This window comes from Kutzneria sp. CA-103260, assembly GCF_018263855.1.
GTDB lineage: Bacteria > Actinomycetota > Actinomycetes > Mycobacteriales > Pseudonocardiaceae > Kutzneria.
In genome coordinates this window covers 1,373,561-1,386,181 of sequence record NZ_CP073318.1, presented here as the reverse complement: position 1 = coordinate 1,386,181, position 12,621 = coordinate 1,373,561, and the positions used below count along the sequence as shown (strand labels likewise).

Sequence of the window (12,621 nt, the reverse complement as noted above, 5' to 3'; positions counted from 1 at the left end):
CAAGTGGTTACGTCACCCGAACGAGTTCTTGATGAGATGTGTGCCCAGCGGCACAGATCAGAAGTCCTCGTCGAAGCTCACGGTTCCGGTCACCGCGACCTGATATGCGGACACCCGGCGCTCGAAGAAGTTGGACAGCTCCTGCACGTCCTGCAACTCCATGAAGGCGAACGGGTTCTTGGCGTTGAACTCCGGAGCCAGGCCCAGCGCGGCCAGCCGGCGGTCGGCCACGTGCTCCAGGTAGGAACGCATGTCCGCCAACGACATTCCGGCCACGCCCTGGCCGAGCAGGTCCTCGGCGAACTTGGTCTCCGCGTCCACCGCCTCGCGCAGCATCTGCCGGACCTGCTCGTGCAGCTCGTCGTCGAACAGGTCGGGCTCCTCGCGGCGCACGGTGTCCACCACGTCGAAGGCGAACGCCATGTGCATGGACTCGTCGCGGAACACCCAGTTGGTGCCCGAGGCCAGGCCGTTGAGCAGGCCGCGCGAACGCAGGAAGTACACGTACGCGAACGCACCGTAGAAGAACAGGCCCTCGATGCAGGCGGCGAAGCAGATCAGGTTGAGCAGGAACGCCCGCCGGTCGGCCTTGCTGTGCAAGCGGTTCAGGTGCTCGATGGAGTCGATCCACTTGAAGCAGAACTCGGCCTTGTCCCGGATGGACGGGATGTTCTCCACCGCCGCGAACGCCTCGGCCCGCTCGTTCTCGTCGGGCAGGTAGGTGTCCAGCAGCGTCAGGTAGAACTGGACGTGCACGGCCTCCTCGAACAGCTGCCGCGACAGGTACAGCCGCGCCTCGGGCGCGTTGACGTGCTCGTACAGGTTGAGCACCAGGTTGTTGGCGACGATCGTGTCGCCGGTGGCGAAGAACGCGACCAGGCGGTTGATCAGGTGCTGCTCGGCCGGCGTCAGCTTCTTCAGGTCGGCGAGGTCGGAGTGCAGGTCGACCTCCTCCACCGTCCACGTGTTCTTGATGGCGTCACGGAAACGCTCGTAGAACAGCGGATAGCGCATCGGGCGCAGCGTGAGGTCCATGCCCGGGTCGAGCAAAGACTGCTTGCGGGCGGTGTTCTCTAGCGTGGTCACTGGCAGGCCTCACACGATTCGGGGTTCTCAAGGGAGCAGGCGATGCCAGCAGCGATCGACTCTGTGGCGTCGACGGCGGGAGCCGCCGGCACGGTGGCCTGCTGGATGCGGGTCGCCGGGCGGGACCGCAGGTAGTACGTGGTCTTCAGCTGGGACTGCCAGGCGTAGCGGTACATCGACGACAGCTTGCCGATCGTCGGCGAGGCCACGAACAGGTTCAGCGACTGGCTCTGGTCGACGTACGGGCCACGCGCGGCGGCCAGGTCGATCAGGGACCGCTGCGGCAGCTCCCACGCGGTGCGGAACAGCGAGCGGCTGGCCTCGGGCAGGCCGGCCAGCGCCTGCGCGGAGCCGTCGTCCCGCTTGAGCTGGGCCCTGGTCTCCGCGGTCCACCGGCCGTGCTTCTTCAGCTCCGCGACGAGATAGGTGTTGACCTGCAAGAACTCCCCGGACAGGGTTTCCCGCTTGAACACGTTGGAGACCTGCGGCTCGATGCACTCGTAGCAGCCGGCGATGGAGGCGATGGTCGCCGTCGGCGCGATGGCGATCAGCAGCGAGTTACGCAGGCCACTCTCGGCGACACGCTCCCGCAGCTGGGCCCAGCGCTCGGTCTGCGTCGGCGTCACGCCCCACAGGTCCGGCTGCAGGTCGCCCTGGGCCGCCCGGGTCTGGTTGTACGCCGGGTGCGCGCCCGCCGACGCGGCCAGGTCGGCCGACGTCTCCAGCGCCGTGAGGTAGATCTCCTCGGCGATCCGGGTGGACAGCTCCTTGGCCGTGGCCGAGTCGAAGTCCAGGCGCAGCTTGAAGAACACGTCCTGCAGGCCCATCACGCCCAGGCCCACCGGGCGCCAGCGCGGGTTGGACCGGCCGGCCGGCGCGGTCGGGTAGTAGTTGATGTCGATCACGCGGTCGAGGAACGTGACCGCGGTGCGGACGGTCTCCCGCAGCCGATCCCAGTCCATGGAATCGCCGGCCAGGTGCGCGCCCAGGTTGACCGAGCCGAGGTTGCAGACCGCGGTCTCAGTGTCGCTGGTGACTTCCAGGATCTCCGTGCAGAGATTGGACAGGTGCACCACGTTGCCGGGCTCGGCGGTCTGGTTGCAGGTGCGGTTGGCGGTGTCCTTGAAGGTCATCCAGCCGTTGCCGGTCTGGGCCAGCGTGCGCATCATCTTGGCGTACAGGTCACGGGCCTTCACCGTGCGCACCGCGCGGCCGGCCTGCTCAGCGGCGCGGTAGGCGCGGTCGAAGTCCTCGCCCCACAGGTCCGGCAGCTCCGGCGTCTCGTCCGGGTTGAACAGCGACCAGTCGGCGTCGGCCTCGACCCGGCGCATGAACTCGTCCGGGATCCAGTTGGCGATGTTCAGGTTGTGCGTGCGGCGCGCGTCCTCGCCGGTGTTGTCGCGCAGCTCCAGGAACTCCTCGACGTCCGGGTGCCACGTCTCCAGGTACACGCAGGCCGCGCCCTTGCGCCGGCCGCCCTGGTTGACCGCCGCCACCGAGGCGTCCAGCGTGCGCAGCCACGGCACGATGCCGTTGGAGTGGCCGTTGGTGCCGCGGATCAGCGCGCCACGGGAACGGATCCGGGACCACTGCACGCCGATGCCGCCGGCGAACTTGGACAGCTGCGCCACCTGCGCGTATCGCTCGTAGATCGACTCGAGTTCGTCGCGCGGCGAGTCCAGCAGGTAGCAGGAGGACATCTGGGTGTGCCGGGTGCCCGAGTTGAACAGCGTCGGCGAGCTCGGCAGGTACGCCAGCGAGGACATCAGGCGGTAGAAGCGAATCGCCTCGGCGGCCGTGTGCGACAGGCCGCAGGCCACGCGCAGCAGCCAGTACTGCGGGCGCTCCACCACCGCGCGCTTGTCGGGGTGGCGCAGCAGGTAGCGGTCGTACACCGTGCGCAGGCCGAAGTACTCGAACCGGCGGTCGCCGTCCGCGTCGATGGCGTCGTCCAGCTTGCGGGCGTGGGTGGCCACGAACTTGGCCGTCTCGTCGCCGATCAGACCCTCGCGATGGCCCAGCTCGATGCTCTGGCTGAACGAGTGGATGCCTTGCAGGCGAACTTCTTTGTCGATGTACGCGGCCAGCAGCTGGGCCGCCAGCTTGGAGTACTCGGGCTCCTCGGAGACCAGCTCGGCCGCCGTCTGGATGGACAGCCGGTCCAGCTCCTCGGTGGTCGCGCCGTCGTACAGGCCGTTGATCGTCTTGGTGGCCACCCGCAGCGGGTCCACCTCGGCCAGCCCGACCGCGCAGCGGCCGACCGCCTTGACGATCTTGTTCACGTCGACGGTCTCGAAGGCGCCGCTTCGTTTTCTGACCCGCATCGTCGGGTGGGGATCGACGTCTACCCGCGCGACTGTCTGCGTCACAGCCTGAGCTCCTCGCACGCTGTCGGCCTTTCGGGCACGCGCGAGGACCCGCCGTGCCGGCGATCCCCACGCCCTCCCTCGGGGCCTGGACACGAGCCCGTTCACGGTGCGAACGGGCGAGCGGGCAGGTCTTCGGACTCACGGGCATGCCGGCAGGCACCTACTGGCCGTCGCTTCCCGGACGCGTCGCGTCCAGTGCTTCGTGACGGCGGTCGTTCCCGTTCACCGCTGCGGGGCAGTCCCGGACTCGCACCGGGTTCCCTCTTACGACGACCACCCTGGCGGGGCGGCCGAACCAGCTCGGTGAACACAATACATGGGTGGGGATCAGTCGCAAGCACCCACATATTGTGTCGGCGTGTCGAAGGTCGTCAGCGACCGCGGACCCGGCGGATCGCGGCGGCGGCCTTGTCCGCCAGTTCGGCCACCTGGGTCTCGGTGATCACCAGCGGCGGGCCGAACAGCAGCAGGTCGCCGTCGCGGCCGTCGGCGCAGCCGGTCGAGTGGTAGACCAGCAGGCCACTCTCCTTCGCCTGGGCGACGACCTTTTCGGCGACCTGGTCGGCCCGGGCGAACGGCTTCTTCGACTCCGGGTCGGCCACCAGCTCGACCGCCTGGAGCAAGCCGATGCCCCGGATGTCGCCGACCGCCGGGTGATCGGCCAGCCGGTCGCGCAGCGCCTGGGCCAGATCCCGGCCGCGTTGCTCAGCGGCGGCCACCAAGTCCTGGTCCTGCAACACCTTCAGCACCGCGTGCCCGGCCGCCGCGCCCACCGGGTGGTGCGAGTACGTGAAGCCGTGCACGAAGGCCCCGATGGTGTCCCGGACCTCGGCGGTGCAAACCGCCAGCCCGAGCGGCCAGTAGCCCGAGGCCGCACCCTTGGCCGTGACGAGGATGTCGGGCCGGATTCCCCAGTGCTCGCAGGCGAACCAGCGGCCGGTGCGGCCGAAGCCGGTCATCACCTCGTCGACGATCAGCAGCACGCCCCGCTGCCGGCAGACCGCGGCGACCGCCGGCCAGTAGTCGTCCGGCGGCACGCACGCGCCGAGCGCTGCCCCGGCTACTGGTTCGGCGATGAACGCGGCGACCTCCTCGGTGATCATCCGGTCCAGTCGGCCCGCGTGCCAGGCGCCGCACCCGGTCGGATGGTCCGGGGCCGGGCAGCGGTACTCGTACGGCGCGGAGGTGTGCCAGGCTGCGCCGAGCCAGGGCCGGTACGGCATGCGCAGCCCGGCCCGGCCGGAAACATCCAGCGCACCACGGGAATTGCCGTGGTAGGCCCCCTGCCGGCCGATGATCACGTGCCGGTCCTCGCCGCGGGCCAGGTGATAGGCCCGGGCCATCTTCAGCGCCGTCTCCACCGCCTCGCTGCCGCCGGACACCGGGTAGATCCGCGGGTCGTCGAACGGCAGCAGCGGGGCCAGCGCGTCGGCGTAGTCGTCCAATGCCTTGGAGGCGAAGGCGGTTCCGTGTGCGTAGGCGATCCGCCGGGCCTGCTCGGCGATGGCGTCGACGACCTCGGTGACGCCGTGACCGATGGACGTGACCACCGCGCCGCCGGACCCGTCCAGGTACCGGCGACCGTCCACATCGAACACTTCGGCCCCCGTTCCCCCGGCCGCGCGCGGCAGACCAGGGGAACGGGTGAACACGTGCCGACTCATCCGGCGACGGCCCGGCCGAACAGCTCCAGCGCGGTCCGAGCCTCCTCGGCCGTGACGACCAGCGGCGGCGACATCCGGATGCTGCTCTCACCGCACTCCAGCACCAGCAGCCCGAGCTCGAACGCCCGCTGCTGCACCTGGGCGGCCAGCTCGGCGGTGGCGAACTCGACGCCGATCATCAGGCCGACGCCGCGGACGTCGGTGATCGACTCCGGGAAGCGTTGCTGGAGCTCGCGAAGCCCGGCCAGCAGCTGGTCGCCGACCACGGAAGCGTTGGCCAGCAGGCCTTCCTCCTCGATGACCGCCAGCGTGGCCAGCCCGGCCGCACACGGCACCGGGCTGCCGCCGTAGGTGGAGCCGTGCGCGCCGGCGGACCACTTCTCCATCAGGTCGGCACGGGCGATGAACGCGCCGAGCGGCAGCCCCGAGGCAATACCCTTGGCGCTGATCAGGACATCCGGCCGCACGCCGGTGTGCTCGATCGCCCACAGCTTTCCGGTGCGGCCCATGCCCGACTGCACCTCGTCGGCGATCAGCAGGATCCCGTGCCGGTCGCACAGTTCCCGCAGCCTGCGCAGCCAGCCGTCCGGCGGCACGATGTAGCCGCCCTCGCCCTGGATCGGCTCGACGAAGACCGCCGCCACCTCGTCCGGCGACACCTGGTGCCGGAACAGCAGGTTCTCCAGGTGCTCGAACGTCTCGTCGCTGCCGTACGGGGCGTGCAGCACACCGGGCAGCAGCGGGCCGAAACCCTTGTGGTACTTGGCCTTCGATGCCGTCAGGCTGACCGCGCCGTAGCTGCGGCCGTGGAACGCGCCGTAGAAGCTGATCACGTACGGGCGGCCGGTGCAGTACCGGGCCAGCTTCAGCGCGCCCTCGACCGCCTCCGCGCCGGAGTTGCTCAGGAACACCCGCACCGGCCCGTCGATCGGTGCCGTCTCGGCCAGCGCCTGGCACATCCGGGAGTAGATGGGCAGGTAGAAGTCGCTGGCCGAGTAGTGCAGCAGCTCCTCGCTCTGCCGCTGCACGGCCTCGACGACCTTGGGATGGGCGTGGCCGGTGGAGTTGACGGCGATGCCGGCGTTGAAGTCCAGGAACCGGTTGCCGTCCACGTCCTCGATGACGCAGCCGCGTCCCCGTTGCGGCACCAGGGGATACGCACGGGGCAGCGAGCGGCTGGTGACGGCGTCGTCCAGGGCCAGCACCTCGCGGGCCTTCGGACCCGGCAGCTCGGTGCGGATGTCGGGCGCGGTGATCATGGTCGTCCCAGTGGTCATGCTCACTGCGCAACCTCCGTCCGGGACTGCTCACGCAGGTACTGCTGCACGTAGTAGAGGCCACCGCCGGCCTTGCCGGTGCTGCCCGATCCCTTCCAGCCGCCGAACGGCTGCACTCCCGGCCAGGCGCCGGTCGTCGCGCCGGCGGCTCGGTTCACGTACACCACGCCGGCCTCGACGCGGTCCAGGAAGGTGTCGATCTCCGCCCGCTCACCGGCGAAAACCCCAGCCGTCAGGCCGAAATCGGTGTCGTTGGCCAGGGTGATGGCCTCGTCCAGCGAGTCCACCGGCACGACCGCCACCAGCGGCACGAACAACTCGTCCCGCAGCAATCGGTCGTCCGCGGGAAGATCCGTCACCACCGTCGGCGTGACGTAGTGCCCGTCGGCGCGGCCTTCGCTGCGCCGCAACACCTCTCCCCCGGCCGCGACCCTGCCGACCGCCCGTGCGTGCTCGACGGCCGCCTCGAACCGGCCGACCGCCGCCTCGTCGATCACCGGTCCCATGAACACCGACCGCTGCGTCGGATCGCCGACCACCGTCTCGCCGGCCTTCACCACCAGCCGGTCCAGCAGCCCCTGGTACGCCTCGCGCGCCACGTACACGCGGGAGCAGGCCGAGCACTTCTGGCCGGAGAAACCGAAGGCCGAGCGGGCGATGCCGGCCGCGGCGACGTCCAGGTCGGCGCTGGCCGTGACCACCGCGGCGTTCTTGCCGCCCATCTCGCAGATCGCCGGCTTCGGGTACCGGGTGGAAAACCCTTGGTACACGGCCATGCCGGCCTGGTAGGAGCCGGTGAAGGTGAGCCCAGCGACGCGCGGGTGCGCCACCACCGCCCTGCCGACCTCGTCGCCGCCGAGCAGCAGGTGCAGCGCGTCGGCCGGGATTCCCGCGTCCCGCAGGCATTCCACCAGCTTCACCGCGGTGAACGTGCCCTGCTCGCTGGGCTTGAGCACCACGGTGTTGCCGGCGACCAGCGCGGCCCCGGCCGGGCCGGCGGCCAGGGCCATCGGGAAGTTGAACGGGCTGATCACCGCCCACACCCCGTGCGGGCGCAGCACGCTGCGGGTGTGCTCGACCTCGGAAAGCCTTTCCATGTCACGGGAGAAGCCGTTGTTGTCCTCGAACTGCCGGCAGTAGTACCGGATCAGGTCGGCCGACTCCTCGACGTCGCCGAGGGCTTCAAGGCGGTTCTTGCCGACCTCCATGCTCATCAGCGCGGACAGCTCGCCGGACCGCTCGCTGATCAGGTCGGCGGCCCGCCGGAGCAGGGAAACCCTTTCCGGCCAGGGTTTTGCCGCCCAGTCGGACCCGGCGGCCGCGGCCACGGCGGCGTCCACATCGGACTCGGTGGCGGCGTGCGCGGTGCACAGCACCACGGACCGGTCGCACGGGCTGGTCACCGTGAACGCGGGCCCGTTGCCGGCGAACTCCGCGCCCAGCCAGGACTTGGCGGTGCGCAGGCCGTTCTCGTAGGCGGCGTGCAGTTCTTCGTTGTCGGACGTCAAGGTCGCATAAGTCACGCGGAAGCGCGCGGTGGTCACTGGATCCCCTTCAGGGCACGGCGAAGCACACCTTGCCGGGCTGACAAGGCGTGGGACGAACCGGCAGTGACGTCAGAGAGAGGTCCAGCCGCCGAGCGCGCGCGGCATCAGCAACTGGAGGACGCGGTAGGCACCCATGTGTCAGCTCCATCCTCGTGGGCCTCACCCGAAACGCCCATGGGCGGCGATCTGGCTCCCGACACCCAGGGGCGTCGGACACAGTGGCGGGACCGCGCCGGACTCGCACCGGCTTCCCCGCGCCGCGGGCCTTACGCGTCGTTTATAGCAGGGCGAACGCCGCCGCGGGACCCCCTGCCCGTCGTGTGGCCCCGGTCACCGGACTTCTTATTGCACCGTTCGTTCTCAACAGACTATCGTCATCGACATGGACTTCACCAAGACTGTTGCCGTCGTGACCGGCGCGAACCGCGGCCTGGGCCGCCACTTCGCCGAACAGCTCGTCGCCCGCGGCGCGAAGGTGTACGCCACCGCGCGCCGCCCGGAGACCGTGGACATCGAGGGCGCCGTCCCGCTGCGGCTGGACGTCACCGACCACGCCAGCATCGAGGCCGCCGCCAAGGTCGCCGCCGACGCCACCCTTCTGATCAACAACGCCGGCATCGCCGGCGAGCTCGACCTGCTGACCACCGACCTGGACGCCATCCGCGAGCAGATCGACGTGCACTACATCGGCCCGCTGGTGGCCATCCGCGCGTTCGCGCCGGTGATCGAGGCCAACGGCGGCGGCGCGGTGCTCAACGTGGCCTCGGTGCTGTCGTGGGCGCACTTCCCGTCGGTCGGCGCGTACTCGGTGGCCAAGGCGGCCGAGTGGGCGATGACCAATGTCGTGCGCCAGGAACTGGCCCCCAAGAACATCACGGTGACCGGCCTGCACGTCGGCTACATGGACACCGACATGGCCGCGCACGTCGCCGACGGCAAGTCGGACCCGGCCGAGGTCGCCAGCACCACGCTGGACGCGGTGGCCAAGGGCGAGGCCGAGGTGCTGTTCGACGAACTCACCCGCAACGTGAAGGCGGGCCTGAGCAAGATCCTGTAGTTCGTGTGAGAGGTTTGTCCCCATGGTGCGGCACAAGGAATTCGATCCGGACGAGGCGGTCGCGGACGCGATGGCGCTGTTCTGGGAGCGCGGCTACGAGGCGACCTCGGTGCAGGACCTGGTCGAGCGCACCGGGATCGGCCGGCGCAGCATGTACGACACCTTCGGGGACAAGCACTCCCTGTACCTCCGGGCGCTGGACAGCTACATCGGCGCGGTGGAGGACGGCTTCCGGCGCCTGGCCGCCACCAGCGCCGACGGCCGGGCCGCCATCCGGTCCCTGTTCGACATGCTGCTGAACTCGGCCGCGGACGACTACCGGGGCTGCATGGTCGTGAACAGCGCGACCGAGCTCGGCCCCTCCGACGACGAGGCGGACGGGCGGCTGCGCCGGCACCTGGACGTGAGCCGCGAGACGCTGGCCGGCCAGATCCGGCGGGGCCAGCAGGACGGCTCGGTGACCGACCGGATCGATTCGGAGACGCTCACCGCCGTCGCCTTCAACGCGTGGCTCGGCGTCCGGGTCGGAGTGCGGGCCCGCATAACCCGGACCCACATCATCCACGATGTGGAAAAACTGATGGACCTGCTTTCCGGTTCATAATCATGAACCGTTCACGTCCATGAATACTGTTCAGAAGTGTTGACGACGCTGGCACGGGTATCCCAGACTGATGGCCCCTGTTCTTCTCGATGTCGGTATGGCACCGCCGCCAAACCGGAGGAGATGCACAACCATGCACCACACCCCTGCCAGCGTTGCTTTTCCTCGCTCGGCCGGGGCGGCCAGAAAACCGTGACTCCTGCCTGAACTCACGGTTCCACACCGCCGCCACGGTCCCTGCCGAGGAGAAAAATTGAACACGAAACTCACGGCGAGCGCCCTGACGCTCGCCGCGGCCGGCATGCTGTTCGCCGGCCAGGCCGCGGTCGCCGCACCCGCACTGAACACCGGTGTCGCCCCGGGCGGAAACTTCAATCTGTCCGTGTGGGAATTGCAGGAGCCGACCGGCTCCCCCGGTTCTCCGACCACCATCAGCCCCAGCCGGCTGAAAGGTGCGAGCGGCTACCAGGACAGCTACTTCTACACGGACAAGTCGGACGGATCCATGACGTTCTGGGATCCGGAAAACGGCGTGCACACGCCCAACTCCAACTATTCCCGGTCCGAGCTGCGGGAGATGAACTCCAGCGGCTCGGCGGCCAGCTGGGGCCTGCCCGGCACGCACAAGCTGAGCGCCACGGTGAAGGTGACGCAGGTGCCGTCCAGCGTCTGCGTCGGGCAGATCCACGCCAGTGAGAGCAGCGGCACCACCAAGCCGCTGCTGGAGCTCTACTACCACAGCAACGGCGACATCGTCGCCGGCATCGAGAACGGCCCCGGCGGCGGCCAGACCCCGCACACCGTGGGCCACGTGTCGCTGAGCACGCAGTGGAGCTACGCCATCACCGTCACCGGCGGCAACACCATCAACATCCAGATCAACGGCGGCAGCACCCAGAAGTTCGCGATCCCGTCGGGCTGGAACGGGTACCCGCAGTACTTCAAGGCCGGCGACTACGACCAGACCGCCGGCAGTAGCTCCAGCGTGGGCGCGACGGTCCACTTCTACGCCCTGACCGTCTCACACAGCTGACCCCCAACCCCCGCGAGTCACGCTCTCCGTCACACCGAAATGCGGTTTCGGGCAGAACTGAGCCTTGAGTGTCAGAACTGCCCGAAACCGACATTCGCCCTGACGCTGGGCGGGACTCGCGGGGGTTCGTCAGCGACCGCGTTCACTCAGGGTGGCGCCGCCCGAGCTCCACAGTTCCGGGTCGACTTCGGTGACCAGTACCCGAATCGACGCGTCGGGCGCGCCGAGGCTGTCGCGCACCGCCTCGTGCACGGCCCGCATGCACTCCCGCAGCTGAGCGCGATCACGGCCGGCGGCAACGGAAATCCGCACGATGGGCATCAGCGGCCCGTCAGCCCGCGCAGCTGCGGCTGGGAGGCGCAGCGGTTGGTCGGTCCCCGCCACATGTCGATGGCGTCGGGCTCAGCCGGGTCGAAGTAGCGGACCCGCCACGCGTCGTCGTCCTCGATGCGCCGGACGCCGTAGGAGTATTCGTAGGTCAGGCCCTCGGGTCCCTTGAAGTACAGGAACACCGCGCCGGACTGGGGATGACGGCCGGGGCCCTGCTCGATCTCGATGCCGTTGTCCACCAGGAAGTGCCAGCTGCGCATCACGTCGTCGATGGACTCCACCTGGAAGTTCATGTGGCACAGCCCGGGGCCGGCGCCCTGGAACACGGCCAGCTTGTGGTGCACGGGATCGAAGCGCATCAGGCAGGCCCCGTCGCCGATCCAGTCGGACACCTTCAGGTTGAAGTGCTTGGTCCAGAACCGGTGCGCGGCACGGACATCCGGGGCGTCCAGGCAGACGTGGCCGAACTCGGTGATGCCGGCGGCGCGGGCGAAGTTGACCGGCGTCGGCACCGCCTTCTGGTCCACCACCAGTTCGACAACGTTGCCGAACGGGTCCTCGAAGGCGATGAACTCGCGCACGTGCCGGTCGGCGGCGGCCGCCTTGTCGCCGCGGGTGACGGTCAGCCCGGCCTTGGTCAGCTCGGTTTCGGCCTCGGCCAACCGGTCCTCGTCAGCCAGGGTCAGGGCGGTGGCCAGCACGCCGGCGTCACCGGCCACAAAGGACAGACAGTGGTGCCGGTTGTCGGCCCGCAGGTAGGCCCGGTCCGCGGTCCGCTCGACCAGTTCGAGGCCCACCACGTCGACCGCGAAGCCGACAGCGGTCTCCAGGTCCGCGGTGCCGGAGCGGACGTAGGCGATGTCCTGGATGGTGATCACGGCCCCACCTCGCTGTCAGACGGTCACTCAACGCTCACCACGTTACAGGTATCGATATACATGTCAATCCTCGTGTTGACAGATATACAGATACCGGTAACCATTGCCCCATGCCGACAGCCAGCACCGCCGACGACCTCACCAGGGCCGGCCACGCGCTCGACGCGACCGGCCTGGTCACCGCGTTCGGGCACGTCAGCGCCCGGATCTCGGCCGACGAGCTGATCATCACCCCGCCCCGGCCGCTGGGCTCGCTGGCCGGTGGGAAATTCCCCCAGCTGTCCATTTCCTCGGCCACACTCCCGACCGATGTGCCCCGCGAGGCCTGGATGCACGCCGCGATCGCCGCCGTCCGACCGGACGTCGGCGCCATCTGTCGGGCCCAGCCGCCGGCCGTCGCGGCCACCACCGCCCTCGGCCTCCCACTGGTCCCGCTGCACGGCCAGGGCGCGCTCGTCGGCCCGATCGTGCCGATCTTCCACAACTCGCGGCTGATCCGCGAGCCGGGCATCGCCCGCGACCTGGCCGCCGCGCTGGGCGGCGCGTCGGCGTTGGTGTTGCGCGGCAACGGAGCCGTCACCGTCGGGGCCAGCGTCGCCGAAGCCGTGGCCCGCATGTGGATTCTCGAGGAGACCGCCAAGCTCACCCTCGCCGTCGCACCGCACGGCCCGATCCGCCCGCTGCCGGCCGAGGAGCAGGCGGCCTGGGCGTCGACCGGATCCGAACTGCTCAACCGCATCTGGCACCACCTGACCGCACTGCCGCGGTGAAAGGAC

The 12,621-nt window shown here is 69.5% G+C and carries 11 protein-coding genes and 2 riboswitches; of the genes, 4 read left to right on the top strand and 7 right to left on the bottom strand.

The window, feature by feature from the left end; translation table 11 throughout:
- Positions 1-57 precede the first annotated feature (57 nt).
- The 5 genes from JJ691_RS06100 to JJ691_RS06080 all read right to left on the bottom strand — a co-directional run bounded on the left by JJ691_RS06100 (position 58) and on the right by JJ691_RS06080 (position 7,940).
- Entirely contained in the window at positions 58-1,086 is a 1,029-nt protein-coding gene (locus JJ691_RS06100) for a ribonucleotide-diphosphate reductase subunit beta (protein ID WP_249227720.1), read from the bottom strand.
- On the bottom strand, positions 1,083-3,455 hold the full coding sequence (locus JJ691_RS06095; protein ID WP_249227719.1) for a ribonucleoside-diphosphate reductase subunit alpha: 2,373 nt from the start codon (positions 3,453-3,455) through the stop codon (positions 1,083-1,085). The genes JJ691_RS06100 and JJ691_RS06095 overlap by 4 nt, the downstream gene beginning before the upstream one ends.
- Before the next feature lie 106 nt (positions 3,456-3,561).
- Positions 3,562-3,770: riboswitch (cobalamin riboswitch) on the bottom strand.
- A 56-nt stretch (positions 3,771-3,826) separates the two neighbouring features.
- Positions 3,827-5,107, bottom strand: coding sequence for an aminotransferase family protein (locus JJ691_RS06090; RefSeq protein ID WP_249227718.1), 1,281 nt, complete (start codon positions 5,105-5,107; stop codon positions 3,827-3,829).
- 8 nt (positions 5,108-5,115) lie between these two features.
- On the bottom strand, positions 5,116-6,396 hold the full coding sequence (locus JJ691_RS06085; protein ID WP_211767809.1) for an aminotransferase class III-fold pyridoxal phosphate-dependent enzyme: 1,281 nt from the start codon (positions 6,394-6,396) through the stop codon (positions 5,116-5,118).
- A gap of 2 nt (positions 6,397-6,398) precedes the next feature.
- Positions 6,399-7,940, bottom strand: a complete 1,542-nt coding sequence (locus JJ691_RS06080; protein ID WP_211767808.1) for an aldehyde dehydrogenase family protein — start codon at positions 7,938-7,940, stop codon at positions 6,399-6,401.
- Positions 7,941-8,131: 191 nt separating this feature from the next.
- Positions 8,132-8,195, bottom strand: a riboswitch (cobalamin riboswitch).
- A 130-nt stretch (positions 8,196-8,325) separates the two neighbouring features.
- Here JJ691_RS06080 and JJ691_RS06075 point away from each other — a divergent pair.
- The 3 genes from JJ691_RS06075 (at position 8,326) to JJ691_RS06065 (ending at position 10,637) form a co-directional block, all read left to right on the top strand.
- Complete coding sequence (locus JJ691_RS06075) at positions 8,326-9,000, top strand: SDR family oxidoreductase (protein WP_211767807.1); 675 nt, start codon at positions 8,326-8,328, stop codon at positions 8,998-9,000.
- Positions 9,001-9,022: 22 nt separating this feature from the next.
- Positions 9,023-9,604, top strand: coding sequence for a TetR/AcrR family transcriptional regulator (locus JJ691_RS06070; RefSeq protein WP_211767806.1), 582 nt, complete (start codon positions 9,023-9,025; stop codon positions 9,602-9,604).
- Between the two features lie 253 nt (positions 9,605-9,857).
- Positions 9,858-10,637, top strand: a complete 780-nt coding sequence (locus JJ691_RS06065) for a polysaccharide lyase family 7 protein (RefSeq protein ID WP_249227717.1) — start codon at positions 9,858-9,860, stop codon at positions 10,635-10,637.
- A gap of 129 nt (positions 10,638-10,766) precedes the next feature.
- On the opposite strand, the gene JJ691_RS06060 is transcribed toward JJ691_RS06065, so the two are convergent.
- Positions 10,767-10,958, bottom strand: coding sequence for a tautomerase family protein (locus tag JJ691_RS06060; protein ID WP_211767805.1), 192 nt, complete (start codon positions 10,956-10,958; stop codon positions 10,767-10,769).
- On the bottom strand, positions 10,958-11,845 hold the full coding sequence (locus tag JJ691_RS06055) for a VOC family protein (RefSeq protein WP_211767804.1): 888 nt from the start codon (positions 11,843-11,845) through the stop codon (positions 10,958-10,960). Before JJ691_RS06055 ends, JJ691_RS06060 begins: the two co-directional genes overlap by 1 nt.
- Positions 11,846-11,955: 110 nt before the next feature.
- Between JJ691_RS06055 and JJ691_RS06050 the strand changes: the two genes are divergently transcribed.
- The gene (locus JJ691_RS06050) at positions 11,956-12,615 is read left to right on the top strand and encodes a class II aldolase/adducin family protein (protein WP_211767803.1); all 660 of its coding nucleotides are present in this window, start codon (positions 11,956-11,958) and stop codon (positions 12,613-12,615) included.
- Positions 12,616-12,621: the final 6 nt, after the last annotated feature.